The organism is Roseomonas sp. CAU 1739, from assembly GCF_039839775.1.
Classification (GTDB): Bacteria; Pseudomonadota; Alphaproteobacteria; order Acetobacterales; family Acetobacteraceae; genus Neoroseomonas.
Genome location: NZ_JBDOQQ010000027.1, coordinates 1 through 19,496, shown reverse-complemented (window position 1 = coordinate 19,496; position 19,496 = coordinate 1). Strand labels below are relative to the sequence as shown.

At 70.3% G+C, this 19,496-nt stretch carries 15 protein-coding genes; 9 read left to right on the top strand and 6 right to left on the bottom strand.

The window, feature by feature from the left end; genetic code table 11:
• Nucleotides 1-196 precede the first annotated feature (196 nt).
• The 4 genes from mdoH (at nt 197) to AAFN86_RS27290 (ending at nt 4,055) form a co-directional block, all read left to right on the top strand.
• Nucleotides 197-1,867, top strand: coding sequence for a glucans biosynthesis glucosyltransferase MdoH (mdoH, locus tag AAFN86_RS27305; protein ID WP_347546782.1), 1,671 nt, complete (start codon nt 197-199; stop codon nt 1,865-1,867).
• Between the two features lie 10 nt (nt 1,868-1,877).
• On the top strand, nt 1,878-2,453 hold the full coding sequence (locus tag AAFN86_RS27300; protein WP_347546781.1) for a hypothetical protein: 576 nt from the start codon (nt 1,878-1,880) through the stop codon (nt 2,451-2,453).
• Nucleotides 2,450-2,974, top strand: coding sequence for a dihydrofolate reductase family protein (locus AAFN86_RS27295; protein ID WP_347546780.1), 525 nt, complete (start codon nt 2,450-2,452; stop codon nt 2,972-2,974). The genes AAFN86_RS27300 and AAFN86_RS27295 overlap by 4 nt, the downstream gene beginning before the upstream one ends.
• 130 nt (nt 2,975-3,104) lie before the next feature.
• On the top strand, nt 3,105-4,055 hold the full coding sequence (locus AAFN86_RS27290; RefSeq protein WP_347546779.1) for an alpha/beta hydrolase: 951 nt from the start codon (nt 3,105-3,107) through the stop codon (nt 4,053-4,055).
• A gap of 296 nt (nt 4,056-4,351) precedes the next feature.
• Here the strand turns inward: AAFN86_RS27290 and AAFN86_RS27285 are convergent, their stop codons facing one another.
• The 4 genes from AAFN86_RS27285 to AAFN86_RS27270 form a co-directional block, all read right to left on the bottom strand.
• Entirely contained in the window at nt 4,352-5,176 is an 825-nt protein-coding gene (locus AAFN86_RS27285) for a hypothetical protein (protein ID WP_347546778.1), read from the bottom strand.
• On the bottom strand, nt 5,173-6,633 hold the full coding sequence (locus AAFN86_RS27280; RefSeq protein WP_347546777.1) for a hypothetical protein: 1,461 nt from the start codon (nt 6,631-6,633) through the stop codon (nt 5,173-5,175). The genes AAFN86_RS27285 and AAFN86_RS27280 overlap by 4 nt, the downstream gene beginning before the upstream one ends.
• 369 nt (nt 6,634-7,002) lie before the next feature.
• Nucleotides 7,003-7,425: an OmpA family protein gene (locus AAFN86_RS27275; protein WP_347546776.1), complete on the bottom strand. Its 423-nt coding sequence runs from the start codon at nt 7,423-7,425 to the stop codon at nt 7,003-7,005.
• Complete coding sequence (locus AAFN86_RS27270; RefSeq protein WP_347546775.1) at nt 7,422-8,642, bottom strand: JmjC domain-containing protein; 1,221 nt, start codon at nt 8,640-8,642, stop codon at nt 7,422-7,424. The genes AAFN86_RS27275 and AAFN86_RS27270 overlap by 4 nt, the downstream gene beginning before the upstream one ends.
• A 106-nt stretch (nt 8,643-8,748) precedes the next feature.
• On the opposite strand from AAFN86_RS27270, the gene AAFN86_RS27265 reads away from it, so the two are divergent.
• The 3 genes from AAFN86_RS27265 to AAFN86_RS27255 all read left to right on the top strand — a co-directional run bounded on the left by AAFN86_RS27265 (nt 8,749) and on the right by AAFN86_RS27255 (nt 15,451).
• Nucleotides 8,749-13,434: an NAD-glutamate dehydrogenase domain-containing protein gene (locus AAFN86_RS27265; protein WP_347546774.1), complete on the top strand. Its 4,686-nt coding sequence runs from the start codon at nt 8,749-8,751 to the stop codon at nt 13,432-13,434.
• Between the two features lie 444 nt (nt 13,435-13,878).
• Nucleotides 13,879-14,442, top strand: a complete 564-nt coding sequence (locus AAFN86_RS27260) for a carboxymuconolactone decarboxylase family protein (RefSeq protein ID WP_347546773.1) — start codon at nt 13,879-13,881, stop codon at nt 14,440-14,442.
• Nucleotides 14,443-14,482: 40 nt separating this feature from the next.
• Nucleotides 14,483-15,451: a tripartite tricarboxylate transporter substrate binding protein gene (locus tag AAFN86_RS27255; protein ID WP_347546772.1), complete on the top strand. Its 969-nt coding sequence runs from the start codon at nt 14,483-14,485 to the stop codon at nt 15,449-15,451.
• Nucleotides 15,452-15,604: 153 nt separating this feature from the next.
• Here AAFN86_RS27255 and AAFN86_RS27250 read toward each other — a convergent pair whose 3' ends face one another.
• Nucleotides 15,605-16,375 (bottom strand): helix-turn-helix domain-containing protein, encoded by a 771-nt coding sequence (locus tag AAFN86_RS27250; protein ID WP_347546771.1) that lies wholly within the window; start codon nt 16,373-16,375, stop codon nt 15,605-15,607.
• 105 nt (nt 16,376-16,480) lie between these two features.
• On the opposite strand from AAFN86_RS27250, the gene AAFN86_RS27245 reads away from it, so the two are divergent.
• Entirely contained in the window at nt 16,481-17,281 is an 801-nt protein-coding gene (locus tag AAFN86_RS27245; RefSeq protein ID WP_347546770.1) for an SDR family NAD(P)-dependent oxidoreductase, read from the top strand.
• 87 nt (nt 17,282-17,368) lie between these two features.
• A complete protein-coding gene (locus AAFN86_RS27240) occupies nt 17,369-18,856 on the top strand; it encodes a DASS family sodium-coupled anion symporter (RefSeq protein WP_347546769.1) in 1,488 nt (495 codons plus the stop codon).
• A gap of 335 nt (nt 18,857-19,191) precedes the next feature.
• On the opposite strand, the gene AAFN86_RS27235 is transcribed toward AAFN86_RS27240, so the two are convergent.
• A partial coding sequence (locus AAFN86_RS27235) for an integrase core domain-containing protein (protein ID WP_347546768.1) occupies nt 19,192-19,496 on the bottom strand: 305 nt, incomplete at its 5' end.

Sequence of the window (19,496 nt, the reverse complement as noted above, 5' to 3'; positions counted from 1 at the left end):
CCGCCTCGCACTGCCGCATCGGCAGCGGAGGGCGAACCGGGTGCGCTTGCCGCCCGGTGCCAGGCATTGCGCGAATGGTCCGGGGTTGTCTCCTCCTTCATCGGCTACCGCGATCCGAAGGGCGGCGAGCGACGCGGCCGGTGCCTGGCGTCGCTGCCCTCGCAATCCCGCCACGCTGCGGGCATAGACCTGGGCCGTGACTGAACCGATCCTGCTCCGCCGCATCACCTTCATCGCTCTCGCGCTCGCCATCATGGTGATGCTTCTGCGCCTGGCCGTGGCGGTGTTGGCGCCGGGCGGCTGGACGCTGTGGGAAGCGCTGATCCTGCTCGGCTTCGTCGGCACCATGCCCTGGAGCGCGCTGTCGGCCGCCAATGCGCTGGTCGGCCTGGCCATCCGGCTGTTGGCGAAGGACCCGGTCGCGGCCGTGTTGCCGGCGCTTCGGCAGGCGCAGCCCGGCCCGCCGCGCGGCCGCACTGCCGTCGCCATCTGCATTCGCAATGAGGACATGGACGTCGTCCTGCCGCCGCTGGCGCGGCTGATGGACGGGCTGGCGGCGCGCGGCATGGCCGACTGCTTCGCGCTGTGGCTGCTGTCCGACACGCCGGCCGGCCCGGCAGCCAAGGCCGAGGAAGCCGCCATCCGCGCCTTCGCCGTTGGCCGCACCGACACCAACTACCGCCGTCGCGCGATCAATGACGGTTTCAAGGCCGGCAATGTGATGGACTTCCTCGATCGCCATGCCGAGGGACTCGATTTCTTCGTTTGCCTCGATGCCGATTCGGAGATGACGCCGGAAGCGGTGTTGCGCCTGGTCGCGATCATCGAGGCCGATCCGAAGATCGCCATCGTCCAGCAGCTGATCCATGGCCGGCCGGCCACCGCCGCCTTCCCGAGGCTGTTCCAGTTCGGCATGCGCCACGGCATGCGCGCATGGGCGACCGGGCAGGCGTGGTGGCAGGGCGATGAGGGGCCGTATTGGGGCCACAACGCCATCATCCGCATCGTGCCCTTCCGCGACCATTGCCGGCTCGCGCCGCTGCCGGACGGGTCACGCATCCTGTCCCATGACCAGGTGGAGGCGACGCGGCTGACCGCGGTCGGCTGGAAGGTGCGCGTGCTGCCCGACGACACCGGCAGCAGCGAGGCCAACCCGCCCACCTTCGGCGATTTCGTCACCCGCGACCTGCGTTGGGCGGGGGGCAACATGCAATACCTGGCCTTGCTGCGGCTGCCGGGCCAGACGTGGATGGCGCGCTGGCAACTGGTGCAGGCCATGCTGCTGTTCGTCGGCGCGCCGCTGTGGTGCGCCATCCTGGTGCTGGCGGCGGTCAATGCGCTGACCGGCGGCGGGGCGGCGACGCCGACCGGCTTGCTGGTCCTGCTGCTTCTGGCCGGCTGGCTGTGCCACTACGCGCCGAAACTGGCCGGCTATGTCGAACTGCTGGTGAAGCCGGCCCTGGCCGCGGTCCATGGCGGCCGCGACGATGTGCTGCGCAGCGTGGCGGCCGAGATCGCCTTCACCACATTGATGGAACCGGCACGGTTGATGGCGCAGTCACTGTTCATGGTCGCCCTGCCTTTCGGGTTGAAGGTCGGCTGGGTGCCGCAGAACCGCGCCGATCGCGGCGTGTCATGGGCCGATGCGGCGCGGCAGTTCTGGCCGCCGACGCTGGCCGGGATGGTGCTGGCCATCGCCTTCGCCGCGGCCTCCCCGCTGGCGCTGCTGTTGGCCATGCCGGTGCTGCTGTCGCTGCTGCTCGCCATTCCCTTCGCGGTGCTGACGGCGGATGCCGGCTTCTCCGCCTGGCTGCGGCGGGAGGAGATTTGCGCCTTGCCTGAGGAATTCCCCGGCCGGACGGGGTAAGCTGCCGGCCATGCTGCATCTCCGTCGCCTACTGCGCGCCCCGCTCCTGCTGCTGGCCTTCCTTTGGGTCGTGCTGGAGGAGACGATCTGGCACTGGGCCGGTCTGCTCGGCGCGCAGATCGCCCGGCTGCCGGTATTCGCCGGGTTGGAACGGCTGGTGTTGCGCCTCGACCCCTGGGTCGTGCTGCTGCTGTTCCTGGTGCCGCTGCTCGGGCTGATCCCGCTGAAATTCGCCGCGGTGTGGTTGATCGGCGGCGGACACCCGATCAAGGGCGTCGTGCTGTTGGTCGCCGCGAAATTCCTCGGCACCGCGATCTCGGCGCATCTCTACAACGTGGCGGAACCGAAGCTGATGCAGATCGCGGTCTTTGCGCGGGTGCGGAACTTCGTGTTCGGGTTGTTGGCGCGCGCACATGCCTATCTCGATGCCTCGCCCAGTTGGCGTGCGGCGCGGCGGGCGATGCGGCGGATGAAGATGCTGGCGCGCGCCTTCGCTGCGCGCGCTCGGGCGTTGGTCTTCGGCAATGGACCCGGCCTGATCGACCGTGTCCGCGCCGTGCGCGCGCAATGGAAGCGCCGCGCATGACGGCGCGCGTCCGGCTCTATGCCGCGATGTCGATCGATGGCTGCCTCGCGGATGCCGAGGGCGGCATTGCCTGGCTCGCGCCATTCGACGCGCAGGATTACGGGATGGTGGGCTTCCTGTCCGGCATCGGCGCGCTGCTGACCGGGCGCGCGACCTATGATCAGGTACGCGACTTTGCCGACTGGCCGTATCCGGGCAAGCGGGTCGTGGTGCTGACGCACCGGCCGCTCGACTCCGATCCGCCGGAAGGGGTTGAGGCCGCCGCCGGCGACCTGGCCGCCATCGTCACGCGGCTGCGGGTGGAGACGACGGGCGACATCTGGCTGCTGGGCGGTGCTGCGGTGGCTCAGGCCGCGCTGGCGCAGGGGCTGGTGGATACACTCGAAATCTTCGTCATTCCGGTGACGCTCGGGGATGGCATCCGTCTGTTTGGCCGGGAAGGCGTGCCGCGGGGCTGGCGCCTGGATGCAGCGCGGCCTTTCCCGAATGGCGTGGTCGGGCTGGAATACCGGCACGGCTGAGGCGGGTGGGTCCTTGTCGCGGTCCCGTTTGATCCCCACGGGCCTGCCCGGGTAGATGGGCATCGGCACCCCCCGGCAGGTCGCGGGCCTTGCCGCACTGGACCCCGCGTCGCGCAATCACGGAGAGACCATGCCCCTCGATCCCGGCGCGCAGAGCGTCCTCGACCTGATCCGCGACAGCGGTCGCCCCGCCCTGCATACCCTCACGCCCGACCAGGCGCGCGAGGTCTCCACCGCCTCCACCCCCATACTTCAGCCCGATCCGCCGGATGTCGCCGAAGTCGAGGACCTGGCCTGCCCGGGCCCGGCCGGCCCGATCGGGCTGCGGCGGTATCGCGGCCTCGGCACCGACCCCGCCGCCGCGCTGCCCTGCCTGGTCTTCATCCATGGTGGGGGCTGGGTGATCGGCAGCCTGTACACCTATGACCAGCTCTGCCGCAGCCTCGCCAACCACCTCGGCGCCTGCGTGATCTCGGTGGATTACCGCCTGGCGCCGGAACATCGCTTTCCCGCCGCGGTGGACGATTGCGCCGCCGCGCTGCGCTTCATCAACGCCGCGGCGGCGGCACTGCGGATCGACCCGTCGCGCATCGCGGTCGGCGGCGACAGCGCGGGCGGCAACCTGTCCGCCGTGTTGGCGCTGATGGGCCGCGACGGCAGCGTGCCGGCGCCGGGTTTCCAGTTGCTGCTCTATCCGGCCACAGATCTCGCCGGCGGAACGCGCGCCTCCTACGATCGGTGCATCGACGGCTATCCGCTGACCTCAGCGACGATGCGCTGGTTCATCGACCACTATTTGCCGGAGGCGGAAACGCGCATCGACTGGCGGGCCTCCCCGCTGCGCGCCGCGTCACTGGCCGGTGTCGCACCGGCCTTCGTGATGACCTGTGGGCACGACCCGCTGTGCGACGAAGGCATCGCCTTCGCGGAGCGGCTGGATGTCGAAGGCGTGGCGGTGACGCATCTGCATGTGGCGAACCAGATGCACGCCTATCTGACGATGGGCCGGCTGATCCCGACCTCGGACCTGACGCTGCGCCAGGCGGCGGCGGCGTTGCGGGCGCATTGGGGCGTGGGGTGACGCGCTGCAGGGGCGGCAGTCCGTTGGTCGTGGGATAGGTTGAAGGTTGGAGGGGCGCTGCCCCTCCAAGCCACCCCGCCAAAGGCCCAGGGCCTTTGGAAACCAATGCTTTGGCACAGGGCACCAGCAGCGAGCGTAGTACCGGGACCCCCCGGCACCCAGGGCGACTTTCCATCGGCATGGCGCCAAGTGACGGTTTCCAAAGGCCCACTGGCCTTTGGTTGGGGAGGTCCGGAGGGGGCAAGGCCCTCTCCGGTTCCGCACCGCCCCGATCCCTTCCAGCGCCTGCTGCGCCCCTACTCCGTCGCCAGGCGCTCGATCAGGTTCCGCAGCAGCCCCGCCCCTTCGGCCAGGGCTTCGATCATCGCCGGCTGACCATCCGCGCTGCCCGTCCCGGGCGGAAAGACCAGCCGGTCCTGCGCCAGTTCCGCCGCCGACAGCCGCCCATCGCCATCGTAGTCGAGGCTCGCCACCACCAGCCGCGCCGCCGCCAGCGCCGCGATGCTGCCGAGCCCCCCGGCCGCCGCGATCGCCTCGGGCTCGCTGCCCTGCTGTGCCGCCAGCGCCCAGGTCGCACCCCGCAGCAGCCGCGCCACCTCGGCCACGCTCAGCAAACCGTCGCCGGATACATCCGCCTCGGCGATCAGCCCGGCGATGCAGATGGGCATCGGCCCTGCCTGGCAGACCGCTTCCAGCTTCTCCAGCGTGCCGAGGAAGGCGAGCCCCTCGCCATGCAGCAGCGCCAGCCCGGTGGACCCCGCCTGGCAGCGCAGCCAGCGCGTCACCGGCGTTGCCCCCGGCAACCGGTCGTCGCGCAGCTTGGCGTCCGGTTCGGCGAGGTCGAGTGCATCCGCATTCGGCCGCAGCATCATCCGTGGTGCCTCGGCCCCGGCGCCGGTGCCGAGCGTCCACCCGTCCTGGAGGCGCAAGGCGCGAAACCGCACCAGTCGCGCCGGCCCGGATGCGGGCAGCCGCACGACACCGCGCGCCGTCACATGCAACAGGGCCTCGGGGGCGGCGCAGGATCCGGCGGCCCAATTGCCGCGCAGTGCCTCGGGCACGCCCTGCGCCGCTGCCGGCGCCGCCATGAACAGCAGCGCCGCCAGCAGGAGGCGCCTCATTGCAACACCAGCTCCACCCCGGCGCAGAGATCCATCCCGGTCAGGATCACCTCCCGCCCGTCGCGGAACACCACGGCCAGTTCGGCTTGGCAGCCGGTCCCCTCGGGCGGTGCGAAGTCCAGCGTCTCGCCCACGCCGAGCACGGTGCGGCCAAGCCGGTCCGGCCCACGTTCGCCACCGGCTGGATAGGCGTACAACTCGGCGACCGGCACATCCGCGCTGTTGCGCAGCCGCACGCTCCCCGGGCGCGGGCCGGTGTCCTGCGGTTCATCGGCATCGAGCCGGTCGGCCAGCGTCCAACCCGGCCGCAGCACGATCACCGGCGTCTCGCACAGATTGATCGCGGCACGTTCCTCGGCGGCGCGGCGTTCCTCGAAGACGATGCGCAGATCGGCCTCGCATTCGCGCAGCCGGGCCGAGACCTCGATTCGCTGGCCGCGCGGCAGGACCTCCTCGCCCAGGCGGTCGGGACCCCAATCCTCCTCGGCGCTGCCGGAGATGTAGACCTCCTGCACCGCGGCGCCGTGGCGATTGACCAGGGTGACGCGGCGTTCCGGCGGGCGCGGCGCGCCCGAGCCGTCGAAGACGACATCGCGGTTCCGGCACAGGTCGACGCCCTGTTTCACTTCCTCGGCGTCATCCTCATAGACGGCGCGCAGGTCCCAAAGGCAGGCCGCGCCGCGCACGCGCAGGGTGAAGTCGCCGCCGGCGGGCAGGATGTCGGTGCCGAGCCGGTCGGGACCCCAGGCGAGCGGCGCGCGGGTCGAGGCAAAGAATTCGCGCATCGCACGGTCGCCGCTGTTGCTGATGCGCGCCTCGCGTCGCGGCGCATTGGGGTCGCCGAACATCACCCGTGCCTCGCGGCACAGGTTGAGCGCGGGGCGCGTCTCCTCCTCGCCGTCCTCGAACACCGCGGTGACGTCGAAGATGCAGTCGCGCGTGCGGCCAAGCCGGACACGCCATTCCCGCCCGGCGGGGATGACGTTCTCGCCGAGCCGATCGGGGCCGCGGCCGGGCGCGTTGGGGGGGGCCGCGAAGATCTGCAGCAGGATCGCGTCGGTCTCGTTGCGCACCGTCACCTCGCGCAGCGGGATGGCAGTGTCGCCGAACTGGACGCGGCGGTTCTGGCAGATGTTCTGGCGGCGGCGATCCTCGGTGCCGTCCTGGTAGACGGCGCGGAATTCGAGGTCGCAGGCCGCACCCTGGATGCGCGCGCGGAAGGTGCCGCGGTCTGGCACCGTGTCGGAGCCCAGCAGGTCCGGCCCGAAATCGGCGGCACCCGGTGGTGCGGCGTAGAGTTCGCGCAGCGTCTGGCCGGATTGGTTGGTGATGGTGGCTTCGCGTTCGCGCGGCTGGGCCTGGGGGGCGGGGGCGGCGGAACGGGGCGCGGGCTGGGCCAGGGCCGCAAGCGGGGCCAGGGCGATGCAGACGGCCATCGCCAGGGAAGGCAGGCGCATGAAGGGCCTTTCGGGGGGATTTAGACGTCGTCGAGAATGAAGGCCGGGGCCGGGCCTCCGCAAGCGCAGCCACGACACGGTCGGCGGGAAAAATGCATGCGGAAGGCCGGGTTGCGACGCGTTCTCAGGCGGGCGTTCGGGGGGGCGCCGGTTCCTTCGACGCTTGGCGCCGGAAGGTTGGAGGGGCTCTGCCCCTCCACACCACCCCGCCAGGGGGCTGCGGCCCCCTGGACCGCGATCTGTTGGCGTTGGGCCGAAGGGGGGGAGGGAGGCACGGGGTTCAGGCGCACAGTGCGCAGGGGGGGCACGCACGCGTCCCGAAGGCCGCGGCCGACGCTTCAGCCCGGCAGATGTGAAGGGATGCGGCGGTCAGGGCGCGGGCAGCACGACCACCGTGACCGTGCGGGAGGGCGGCATCTCCGCCCGCACGCGCGGGCTGAACTGCGCACTGCGTGCTTCCGAGCGCAGCCGGTCGCGCGATACGCCACGGCCGGCCAGCGCATCGGCCACCGCGCGCGCACGCTCGGCGGCCAGGCGGATGGAGGTGGTCGCACCCCCTTCCTGCCCGGCATGACCCAGGATGCAGGCGACCCGCGCCGGATCACCGGCCAGCGCTTCGAGCACGGACTCGAGCGGCGTGCGCGTGGCATCCCCCATGCGGGCCGACCCACGCGCGAAGGGGATGGAAAAGACGTCGTCCTCGATCTGCAGGGCGCCGACGCAATTGAACGGGGCGACCTCGGCCATGGCCGGCACGGCCAGCAGGACGAGCAGGAGCGCGAGGCGGGTCATGGGCCGGCCAGCACCCCCGCCTTGCGCAGCCGCGCGATCAGCGCCGGTGCGTCGAGCCCCGGCCAGGCTGCCGCCAACTCGGATTCCGCGACAACCGGACGGGCCAGGATCCAGGCGGTGGCCTCGACCTCGCCGAAGGATAGCGGGACCACGCCGCCGGCGGTCCGCAGGCCGAAATCATTGCCGCGCCGCACTGGCTTGGCGCCTGGTTCCGCGACGCGAAAGCGCGGGCCTGTCGGCGTGGCGTCCATCGCGGCTGGAGGCGCGCCACCGCGGGCGGCCAGCAGGTCGAAGCCGCCACGCTGGAACCGGTAGTCGCGGATGAAGCCCTCCAGCACCTCAAGCACCTTGGGGTCCTTCGCCAGGTCGGTCAGCCGCGCGCCCAGCGCCGCGAGTTGCTGCGACAGCGCGTATTTCGCCGCCGCGGACCCGTCCTGCCGCGGCAGCGGCTTGCGGAACTCGGTGTCGTAGATCGCGCGCTCCGACAGGATGTTCAGCACATCCATCCCAAGCGGCGCATGCACGCCATAGGCGATGTGGACGGAGTTCGGCGCCTCGGCCAGCGCGTCGTGATACCAGCCGCGCGGCAGGTACAGGATGTCGCCCTTCTTCAGCAGCACCTGGCCACGCAGCGCGCCCTTCGCACGGTCATGATGGTCCTGCTTCTGGCCGCGGAAGATCGGGTGCGGGATGGGGTAGTCCGCGCGGCCTTCCCAGATGTTCCACGTCTTCTCGCCTTCCACCTGCACCGCCCAGACATCGTGGGTGTCATAGTGCGAGTGGAACGCCTTGTGCTGCTGGAACGAGATGTAGACGTTGGCCTGCGCCTTCCCCAGCCCGGCGCCCTCCAGCGCGTCCGACACAGCGGCGAGGCCGGGCGTCAGGCTGTCCACGTCGTTCATCACGACGGAGGCGCCGCGCCGCACCCAGTCCTGCACCTTCTGCGCGACCGGCTGCAGCACCGAGGCGCCGTCACGCGATGTCGCCTTCACGCTGTATTGCGAGGGCGGCACGGGAACGCTGTCCAGCACCAAGCGGAAGCTGGTCTCGGTCCAGATGTGGGACATGTCGAGCAGGCGGTTGATGCCGGCCCAGTCCAGCACCTCGGCGAAGCGCGCCGGGTGGCCTTCGATGTGGAGTGGCTGCCGGTCGTGGAACTCGGCAAAGAAGCGTTCGGGCGTGATCGGCGCGAGCAGGTCTTGCAACGTCATCTTCATGCCGCGAAGTCTAGCCTGGATCACGCGACCGCGTCAGCGTCGGGCTGGACGCCGGGGTCACCCCCGGCGCAGGCTCCGCCGGGGCCAATAAACTGGAGGAAACGCCATGGCTGACGACGCCCGAGCCCTGCCCGACACGACGCGGGAGGAAGTCCTGCGCGCCGCCGCCGAGGCCCTGGCCGCCCAGGCCCCCGCCTTGCCCGCCGATGCAACGGACCTGCTGCGGGCGCTGCATGCCGCGGTGCCCACCGCCGAACTCGCCGCCACCCCGCCCGAGGCTCTGGCCACCGCCGCCGCCAGCCTCTACGGCTTCGCCGCCGACCGCGCGCCTGGCACGGCCAAGGTCCGCATCCTGCCGGCCGGCCCCGGCAGCGGCCCCCGGCCGGTCGCGGAAATCGTCACCGACGACATGCCCTTCCTGGTCGATACGGTGCTCTCCGCCCTGGCGCTGCACGGCCGCGCGGTGGCGTCCCTGCTGCATCCGGTGTTGCGCGTCCGGCGGGACCCGGCAGGGCGCCTGCTGGCCCTCGACCCCGCCGCGTCGACGCGCGAGAGCATGATGCGCGTCACCCTCGGCGCCGCCGGGCCGGTACTGTCGGGGGCCGCCGCCCGACCGGCGGAAGCGCTCGACCGGCTGGAACAGGCGCTGGCGGGCGCGCTGATCGATGTGCGCGCCGCCACGGCTGCCTTCCCGACCATGCTGGACCTGCTGCACACCGCCGAGAGCGAGGTTGCCGCCCCTGGCAGTGCCGATGCCGAGGAAGCCGCCGCCTTCCTGCATTGGCTGGCGGAGGACAATTTCGTGCTGCTCGGCCACCGCCGCTTCGCGCTGGCCGCGGATGGCGCGATCGCCATCGTGCCGGAGGAGAATCTCGGCCTGCTGCGCGACCCCGCGGTGCCCGTCTTCGACGCGCTGCGTGACCTGTCGGCGATCCCGCCCGCCGTGCGCGCGACTCTGGCGCACCCGACCCCGGTCGCCGTCGCCAAGGCCAACATGCGATCGACGGTGCATCGCCCGCAGCATGCCGATGTGGTGGCGACGCGCATCTTCGATGCCGACGGCAACGTGATCGGCGGACGGCTGTTCCTTGGGCTGTTCGCGGCGGCGGCCTACAACCGCAACCCGCGCTCCATTCCGCTGCTGCGGCGCAAGGTCGACCACATCCTGGCGATCGCCGGCGTCGAGGCCGACAGCCATGACGGCCGCGCGCTGCGCAACATCCTCGATACCTGGCCGCGCGACGAGCTGTTCCAGGCACCGGCCGAGGTGATACTCGACGGCGCGCGCCGTGCGCTGGACCTGACCATCCGCCCGCGTGCCGCGCTGGTGGTGCGGCACGATCCCTTCGAGCGTTTCGTCTCCGCCATCGCCTGGCTGCCGCGCGACACCTTCGACACCAGGCTGCGCGAACGTGCCGGACAGATGATCGCGCGCGCCTTCGGTGGGCGGCTGTCCGCCTTCTACATCGCGCTCGGCGATGCGCCGCTGGCGCGCATCCACTACATCATCGCCACCAAGCCGGGCGAGGTGCCCTCGGTCGATACGGCCGCATTGGAATCCGCCATCGCCCAGGCGGCGCGCGGCTTCGGCGAAAGGCTGGCCGAGGCGCTGACCGCCACCGAAGGCGAGGCCGAGGCCGCGGCGCGGCTGGCGCGCTGGCGGGACTCCTTCCCCGCCGCCTATCGCGAGACGGTGACGGCGGCGCAGGGCGTGGCCGATATCCATTTGAGCGAACGCGCCATCGCCGCCGGCCGGCCGCGCGCCGACCTGCAGCGCGCACCGGGTGCCGGGCCGCGTGCGCTGACCTTGCGGCTGGCCAATGCGGGCGGGCCGCTGGCGCTGGCCGATGCGCTGCCGCTGTTCGAAAGCCTCGACCTGCGGGCGGTGGAGGAACAACCCTACCACCTGACCCCCGCCGAGGGGCCGCCCACCGTGCTGCATGTCTATCGGCTGGAAGCCGGTGCGGATTGCCCGGAGGATCGCTTCGACGAAATCCTCGGCGCGCTGTCCGCACTTCTGGATGGCGCGGCGGAGGCCGATGGCTTCAATCGGCTGGTGCTGCGCGCGGGGCTGGACTGGCGCGAATGCTGGCTGCTGCGGGCGATGTTCCGCTGGGCCAAGCAGGTCGGTTTTCCCTTCGCCCAGGCATCCGTGGAAGCCGCACTGTCGGCGCAACCGGAAGCCGCGCGCCTGCTGGTCGAGATCTTCCGTCGCCGCTTCGACCCCGACGCGACCGACCGCGACACCTCCAAGGCTGAGGCCGCGTGGACGATGCTGCTGGATGGCATCGAGAACCCGGATGAGGACCGCATCCTGACGCGGCTGCGCGTGCTGCTGGATGCAATGCTGCGGACCACCTTCTTCCAGAACAAGGACACCATTGCCTTCAAGCTGGACAGCGCGCTGGCCGGCGAGATGCCGCTGCCGCGCCCCTGGCGGGAGATCTTCGTACACGGCATGCGGATGGAAGGCTGCCACCTGCGCGCCGGCCCGGTCGCACGCGGCGGCATCCGCTGGTCCGACCGGCGGGAGGATTTCCGCACCGAGATCCTCGGGCTGATGAAGGCGCAGCGGCTGAAGAACGTCATCATCGTCCCCACCGGGGCGAAGGGCGGCTTCGTGCTGAAGCATCCGCCGCCGGCCTCCGATCGCGAGGCGTTCCAGGCCGAGGGCATCGCCTGCTACAAGCTGCTCGTCCGCGGCATGCTCGACCTTGCCGACAACTACCAGGGCACCGCCGTTGTCACGCCGCCAGGCATCATCCGCCGCGATGGGGAGGATCCCTACATCGTCGCCGCCGCCGACAAGGGCACGGCGACCTTCTCCGACATCGCCAACGGGCTGTCGGCCGAATACGGCTTCTGGTTGGGTGATGCCTTCGCTTCCGGCGGCAGCGCCGGCTACGACCACAAGGGCATGGGCATCACCGCGCGCGGTGCCTGGGTGATGATCGACCGGCATTTCCAGGAGACGCTCGGCCGTTCCGTGCAGGATGCGCCCTTCGACATGGTCGGCGTCGGCGACATGTCGGGCGACGTGTTCGGCAACGGGCTGCTGGTGTCGCGCCAGACGCGGCTGCGTGCCGCCTTCGACCACCGCCACATCTTCCTCGACCCCGATCCGGATGCCGAGGCGTCCTTCGTCGAACGCGAGCGGCTGTTCGCGCTGCCGCGGTCGTCCTGGGCGGACTACACGGCATCGCTGATCAGCGCCGGCGGCGGTGTCTTCGCGCGCAATGCCAAGACGATTCCGCTGAGCGCGCAGGCGCAGGCCATGCTTGGCATCGCCGCCGAACGCGCCGAACCCGTCGTCATCATGCAGGCGATCCTGCGGATGGAGGTCGACCTGCTCTATTTCGGCGGCATCGGCACCTATCTGAAGGCGAGCACCGAATCCCAGGCCGATGCGGGCGATCGTGCCAACGACAGCATCCGCATCAACGGCAGCGAGGTGCGCGCGAAGGTGGTGGGGGAGGGTGCCAATCTCGGCGTCACCCAGGCCGGACGCATCGAGGCGGCGCGCCAGGGCATCCGCATCAACACCGATGCGCTCGACAATTCCGCCGGCGTGTCCACCTCCGACCATGAGGTGAACATCAAGATCCTGCTTGCCGATGCGGAAGGCGAGGGCGTGCTGACGCGACGCAACCGCGACGAGTTGCTGCGCGCGATGACCGACGAGGTCGCCGGGCTGGTATTGCGCGACAACCACCAGCAGTCGCTCGCCGTCACCCTGGAACAGATGGGCGGTGCGGATGAGTTGTCGGCGCAGGCCGCGCTGATGGACACGCTGGAACACGCCGGCTTGCTCGACCGCGCGGTGGCCGGGCTGCCGGATGCGGCAGCGATGGCGCGGCGGATCGGCGCCGGCGATGCGCTGACACGGCCCGAGATCGCCGCGCTGCTGCCCTTCGCCAAGCTGTGGCTGACCGATGCGCTGGGCGATTCCGACCTGCCGGACGAACCGGCGCTGCTGCCCGCACTCGTCGCCTATTTCCCGCATCCGTTGCGGGATGCCTATGCGCGCTACATCGAACGCCACCGGCTGCGCCGCGACCTGGTGGCGACCATCGTCGCCAATGCGGTGGCCAACCGATTGGGCTGCGCCGCGCTGGCGCGACTGACGATGGCCGCCGACCCTGTCGCCGCCTGCCGCGCCGCGCTGCTCGCCGCCGAGGCCTTCGGCCTGGAAGCCGCCTGCGACGCGATCGACGCCGCGCCCGCCGCCGCCGACACGCGGCTGACCGCCCTGCTGTCCCTGCGGCGACTGCAGGAAGCAGCGGCGCACGACCTGCTCGGCGCGCCCGTGCAATCGCTGGAGCAGGCGCTGGCCACGCTGCGGCCAGGCATCGCGGCGTTGGCGGCGGCCGCGGCAGCAAGCCTGCCCGCCCCGCCGGCCAGCCTGCCGGCGGAGGCCGCAGCCCTCGCCGCCGCAGCGCCACGATTGGCCGCGGCGCCGGCCGTGGTGCGCCTGGCAGGGCATGCCGGGGTCGATGCCGCCACCGCGGCCGGTGCCTGGGCGGCCATCGAGGACGCCTATGCTCTGGATGCCCTGCGTATCGGGATCGCCGCGGCACCGGCCCCCGGTGCCTATGGCCCGCGCGCCCGGGCGGTCCTGGCCGAGGAACTGGCGGCAAGCCAGATGCGACTGGCGGCCCAGCGACTGGCCGGCGGGGCGCCGCCGGCCAGTCGGGCGGCCTCGGTCGCTGCCCTGGTGCAGGAAGCGGCCACGGCGCGGGACCTCGCGGCGGTGACGGTGGCTGTGCGGGGGCTTGCCACGCTGGGCGGGTGAAGGGTGCGGACGCGTTGCCGAAGGCTTGGGGAGGGCATGGCCTCCCCAGGCCAACCCGGCGCGGGCCAATCGGCCTTTGGAATGCTGTCTTTGGGTCTTCAGCGAGGGATGATGGGAGGGCAATCGGTGCGCGGTCCGCGGTCGTGACGCTGATGGCCGACAGGCGCTTCCTGGCGTGAGGCCGGTCGCCGTGGTCGCGGCAGGGCAGGACTGCTTGGCAGGGCCATTGACGGTCATCGGCACTGCCCGGCCTCGCGAGACCTCCATTGCATGGAGCAACCTTCCAACTGGTGGAAGACGCGCCTATAGGGATTGCGTGAGGGACACCGGAAAGACGTTGGCCGCGCCGCTTGCGCGCAGGCCGCGCCATGCAGGCCCGGTGCTGCCGGACAGCGCCGCAGCCACCCATTCCCACGCCATCCCACCGACCGAGGAGTGAGCCCGATGCCCCGCCTGGAGCTGCCGCCAGAGGCCGAGATGTCCGATGCGCAGAAGGCCGCCTGCGCCGAGGCCGTGGCCGGCATCCGTGGCCGCGTTCCGGCGCCGATGGTTGCCTGGATCCAGAACCCCGAATTTGCCAGCCGCGGCCAGAAGCTCGGCGAATTGCTGCGCTACCAGACGACGCTGGAACCCCGCCTGTCGGAACTCGCCATCCTGGTCTGCGGGCGGCACTGGACATCCCACCACGAATGGACCGCGCATAAGCGCGAAGGGCTGAAGGCCGGCATGGATCCGGCGGTGATCGCCGCGATCGCCGCGCGCCGCTCGCCGGTGCTGGGCGATGCCCGTGAACAGGCGGTCTATGACGTGTCGACCACGCTGCTCGCCACCGGGCGGGTGGCGCCAGCTGTCTATGAGCGCGGCGTCGCGGCGCTGGGCCAGCGCGGCATGGTCGAGCTGGTCGGCATCCTTGGCTACTACTGCATGGTCGCGCTGACGCTGAACACCTTCGAACTCGGCCTGCCCGGCAGCGTGGCGCCGGAACTCGAGGATCCCGACTTCGCCTGATGGCCGCGTTCGGAACCGAATGCAGCACGGAGGAACGACAATGAAATTGACCGCCATCCTGGCCGCCCTGCTGGGCGGCCTGGCCGCCCTGCCGGCCACCGCGCAGGACCGTTTCCCGACGCGGCCGATCCGCTATGTCGTGCCGTTCGCCGCTGGCGGGCCGAGCGACATCGTCGCCCGCATCATGGCGCCGCACATGTCGGCGACGCTCGGCCAACCGGTGGTGATCGACAACCGCGTGGGCGCCGGCGGCGTGACCGGGGTGGATGTGGTCGCGAAGGCCGCGCCGGACGGCTACACCTTGGGCATCGGCAGTGCCGGGGCGCTGGCGATCTCGCCCAGCCTCGGCCGTGGCACGCCATACAATCCGCTGACGGACCTGGCGCCGATCACGCTGGGGGTGCTGGTGCCCGAACCCCTGGTGGTGCCGGGTGCGTCGCCCTTCCGCAGTCTGCAGGACCTGATCGCCGATGCGCGCGCACGGCCCGGTGCGCTGAATTTCGGATCGACCGGCAACGGGTCGATGCCGCATCTGGCCGCTGAGCAGCTGCGTGCCGCCGCTGGCCTGGACCTCGTGCAGATCGCCTACAACAGCGGTGGGCAACTCGCCACCGCGATCCTGCGCAATGAGGTTCAGCTGGGCTTCGCCGACCTGCCAGTCCTGCTGCCGAACATCCAGGCGGGCACGATGCGCGCATTGGCGGTTGGAACGCCGGAACGCATGCCCTGGCTGCCGGATGTGCCGACCTTCGCCGAACTCGGCCTGCCAAGTGTCGATGCCAGCAACTGGCATGGGCTGGTTGCCCCGGCCCGCACCCAGGCCGGGCCGCTTGATGCGTTGCGCCGCGCCGCCATCGCCGCGCTGCAGGACCCGGAGGTGCGCCAGCGGTTGAATCAGCAGGGCGCCGTGCCCGGCGGCAACAGCCCGGAGGCGTTCGGCGCCTTCATCGCCAGCGAAGGCCGGAAGTGGGGCGAGGTGATCCGGCGGAACAACATTTCACCCGAGTGAGCCGGCGAGGTGGGGTTGCGGAGACGGGCGTGTTCCCGTGCCAACCTCACCCTGTCGATGGCCGATCGGATGGGATCACCCGGTCGGGTGCCGATGGTCGCGAAAGCGATGCATGAAAGGCGGTTTCGCCAGACAGGGCGAGCGGACGCTGTTCTAAGGTCCTGGAGGGATGGCCCCTTGCGCCGCCAGCAGCCGCTCGACCGGGCCGCCCAATTCGCGTGTCACCTGCAGGGCTTCGCGCATCGTCAGGCGCTGGCACAGCGCATCCATCCGCGGCGTGAAGCGGTACAGGGGTACGGAGATGCCGATCGACCCCGCCACCTGTCCCGCGGCATCGAGGACCGGCGCAGCGATAGCGGCCAGGTCGGGGTGGCGCTCGGCACGCGTGACCACCGGCAAGGGCTGGCGCGTGGCCGCCTCCAGGGCGATGAGCGCGCGCCCGTGCGCGCCGTGGCCGAGGGCGAAGACTTCCCCGATCGGGGCATAGGCGCGCACCAGTTGCGGTGAATCGAGGCGATAGACGCAGCGGCGCCGGTTGCCGTCGCGGACGAAGAAGACGGCGCTTTCGTCGCTTTCCATGCGCAGCCGTTCCAAGGCCGGCATGACGTGGTCGTCGAGCCGGAGGGAACGGCGGAAGCGTTCGCCCAGCAGCAGCAGCGCGGCGCCGAGCAGATAGCCGCCGGAGGGCAGGCGCTGGATGAAGCCCTGCCCTTCGAGCGTTTGCAGCAGCCGAAGCGCCGTGGTCATGTTCAGCCCGACGCGGCGCGAGATCTCGGCCAGGCCGAGCGGCCCGTCATCGTCGCGGAAAGCGCAGAGCAGGGCGAGTGCCCGGTCCACCGCGCGCACGCTGCCATCGGCGAGCGCGCCGCGCGATTTGTCCGGCAGCAGGCCACCCTTGGGTGCGCGGGGGGAAAGGCGTGTCACGAGCGCGACGCTATCGCGGACGGGCCGGTTTCGGAAGCACGTTGCATGGCATGGAAGTCGTCACTACGGTCCGCGCGCATCCGCATGCCCGAAGGAGTAGCCCCCATGTCCCAGCGCTTCCAGGACAAGGTCGTCATTGTCAGCGGCGCGGGGTCGGTCGGTCCCGGCTGGGGCAATGGCCGTGCGGCGGCGGTGCTGTTCGCGCAGGAAGGTGCCAAGGTCTATGGCGTGGACCGCAACCTCGCCGCCATGGCGGAAACCGCCGAACGGATCGCGGCATTCGGCGGCAGCTTCACACCGGTTGAATGCGACGTGACCGGCCTCGCCGCGGTGCGGGACATGGTGGCCGACTGCCATGCGCGCTTCGGCCGCATCGACGTGCTGGTCAACAATGTCGGAGGATCGGCCGCCGGCGGCCCGGTGGAGATGAGCGAGGAGGTCTGGGACACCCAGGTCGACTTCAACCTCAAGAGCGTCTTCCTGACCTGCAAGCATGTGCTGCCGATCATGGAGGCGCAGAGCAGCGGCGCGATCGTCAACCTCGCCTCGACATCCGGCATCCGTTGGACCGGCTCGGCGCAGGTGGCTTATGCGGCCTGCAAGGCGGGCGTGATCCAGTTCGGCCGCGTCGTTGCCGTGCAGTATGCGGCCAAGGGCATTCGGGTGAACACGGTGGTGCCGGGGCAGATGCACACGCCGATGGTCGAGGTGCGGCTCGCCGGACAGCGCACCGGCGGCGATGTGGATGCGCTGGTCAAGCAGCGCGTGGCGCGCATCCCGATGGGTTTCGCGGGGGATGGGCGGGACACGGCGAATGCCGTGCTGTTCCTGGCATCGGATGAAGCGCGCTTCATCACCGGCACGGAACTCGTGGTCGATGGGGGCATGTCGGTGCGCTGCGGCTGATGCGCAGCCAGCCTCTTGATCCTGGTCAAGACGGGGTGACCCCGAACGGGTGACTGTGTGCCCGCCAAGCGCGGGGATAGCGGCACCATGTCCTTCACCTTCGTCTCGCCTGCCGAACCCGATTCGAACCGCAAGCTCGCCTGGCTCGGTGTCGCCATCGCCCTGTATCTCGGCATGCTGCTGCTGCCCACGCCGGCGGGTCTCTCGGCTTCAGGCCAGGTGGCGCTCGGGTTGCTGATGCTGGTTATCGTGCTGTGGATCAGCGAATGCGTGTCCCCGGCCAACAGCGCCATCGTGCTGACCGGTGCGGCAGTGCTCGGGCTCATGGGCAAGCCGTTGCATGCCGGCGGACCGCCGCTTTCCTCCGCCGGCGCGCTCACCACCATGCTGACGGGCTTTTCCTCCACCGCGGTGCTGCTGGTTGCGGCGGCGCTGTTCCTTGCAGTGGCGCTGAAGTTGACGGGTCTCGACAAGCGCATGGCGTTGCTGGTGATGAACAAGGTCGGCATTTCGCCGTCACGGCTCATCCTGGGCGCGATGCTGGTCGGCTTCGTGCTGGCGCTGTTCATCCCATCCGCCACCGCGCGTGTCGGCGCGGTGATCCCGATCATGGTCGGCGTGACCGCGGCCCTCGGGCTGCCGGTGACGAGCAGCCTTGGCGCGACGCTGATGATCGTGACCGCATCGGCCTGTTCGATCTTCAACATGGCGATCAAGACCGGTGCAGCGCAGAACCTGATCAGCCTGAACTTCATGCAGCAATCCTTCGGCCATGCCATGACCTGGGGTGGCTGGTTCATCACCGCGCTGCCTTTCACCATCGGCATGTGTATGGTGCTCTACCTCGCATCCATGGTCATCCTGCGTCCGCAAGTGCCAGGCAAGGCCGAGGCCGAGGCGCGGCTCTCCGAGGAACTGTCGAAGCTTGCGCCGGTGACGCCGGCCGAGCGGCGGCTGATGCTGGTCGCCGGCCTGCTGCTGCTGCTGTGGTCCACCGAGGGCATGCTGCATCCGCTCGACACCACCACCACGACGCAGATCGGCATCGCGCTGCTGCTGATGCCGCGCTTCGGCGTGATGCATTGGTCGCAGGCGGAAAAGCTGGTGCCCTGGGGGACCATCATCCTGTTCGCCGCAGGCATTTCGCTCGGCACGCTGATGGCGACGACCGGGGCCGCGGCCTGGCTGGCGCAGGTCACGCTGGGCCAGATGGGCCTGTCGGCGCTGCCGGTCTTCGTGGTGGTGGGTACGCTGTCGCTGTTCAGCATCGTGCTGCATCTTGGCTTCGCCTCGGCGACCGGGCTGGCCAGCACGCTGATCCCGATCATGATCGCCTTCGCGCAGACCCTGCCGGTCAGCAAGGAAACCGCGTTCGGCATCGTGCTGATCCAGAGTTTCGTGGTGTCCTTCGGCTTCATCCTGCCGACCAACGCGCCGCAGAACATGCTGTGCTACGGCACGGGCGCCTTCTCCATCGCGCAATTCGCCAAGGTAGGAGTGATCGTCACCATCGCGGGGCTGGCCATGATCGTGCTGCTGTCCGCGACGTTGTGGCCGATGATGGGGGTGCTGTGATTCGATCGACACGCGACGCCCGTAAGCATCCATCGAAGAATCAGGGCCAGGGGCGCGCTCCGGCGTTGCCGCGCAACGTCGCCGGGCCGCCGTTGATGCGATGAGGGGCAAGGCCCCCATCAGCCCTCCTTCGAGCAGATCCCGATCAGATGGATTCACCTGATCGGGTGACGAGGCTCGCTGAGACTTGGGGCTGGAGCGGATGCCGGAGGCCTGGACGAACCGAATGTGCCATAAAGCAGGATCCGTTCGCTTTCGCTCACGCCTCCTGCTCCATGCCTTTGTCTGATGGTGTGATTCACGCCTCCGGTGATCCCACCTGCGGCGATCGCGCTTTAGTTGTCATTGCCAAGGACATTGTCCCTTTGGATGCGGGAGACTGGTGGCAATCCCTTGAGTGCGGAGTGGGGCCTGAGGGTGTTGTAGGCGTGCAGCCAGGGGTGCATGGCGCGGGTGCGATCTGCGGAGGATGAGAACGGCGAGGCGTAGGCCCATTCACGGATGCTGGTCTGGATGAAGCGTTCGGCCTTGCCGTTGGTTTTTGGTGTGTAGGGTCGGGTTCGCTTGTGTTTCAGGCCGTGGGCCGCGATGGCCTGGGCGAAGGCTTTGCTTTTGTAGGCGGAGCCATTGTCGGTCATGA

Coding starts and splice junctions, on each gene's coding strand:
- AAFN86_RS27265 (WP_347546774.1), top strand. CDS start 8,749: ATGGCTGACGACGCCCGAGCCCTGCCCGACACGACGCGGGAGGAAGTC.
- AAFN86_RS27290 (WP_347546779.1), top strand. CDS start 3,105: ATGCCCCTCGATCCCGGCGCGCAGAGCGTCCTCGACCTGATCCGCGAC.
- AAFN86_RS27260 (WP_347546773.1), top strand. CDS start 13,879: ATGCCCCGCCTGGAGCTGCCGCCAGAGGCCGAGATGTCCGATGCGCAG.
- AAFN86_RS27255 (WP_347546772.1), top strand. CDS start 14,483: ATGAAATTGACCGCCATCCTGGCCGCCCTGCTGGGCGGCCTGGCCGCC.
- AAFN86_RS27275 (WP_347546776.1), bottom strand. CDS start 7,425: ATGACCCGCCTCGCGCTCCTGCTCGTCCTGCTGGCCGTGCCGGCCATG.
- AAFN86_RS27295 (WP_347546780.1), top strand. CDS start 2,450: ATGACGGCGCGCGTCCGGCTCTATGCCGCGATGTCGATCGATGGCTGC.
- AAFN86_RS27285 (WP_347546778.1), bottom strand. CDS start 5,176: ATGAGGCGCCTCCTGCTGGCGGCGCTGCTGTTCATGGCGGCGCCGGCA.
- AAFN86_RS27245 (WP_347546770.1), top strand. CDS start 16,481: ATGTCCCAGCGCTTCCAGGACAAGGTCGTCATTGTCAGCGGCGCGGGG.
- AAFN86_RS27270 (WP_347546775.1), bottom strand. CDS start 8,642: ATGAAGATGACGTTGCAAGACCTGCTCGCGCCGATCACGCCCGAACGC.
- AAFN86_RS27280 (WP_347546777.1), bottom strand. CDS start 6,633: ATGCGCCTGCCTTCCCTGGCGATGGCCGTCTGCATCGCCCTGGCCCCG.
- AAFN86_RS27300 (WP_347546781.1), top strand. CDS start 1,878: ATGCTGCATCTCCGTCGCCTACTGCGCGCCCCGCTCCTGCTGCTGGCC.
- AAFN86_RS27240 (WP_347546769.1), top strand. CDS start 17,369: ATGTCCTTCACCTTCGTCTCGCCTGCCGAACCCGATTCGAACCGCAAG.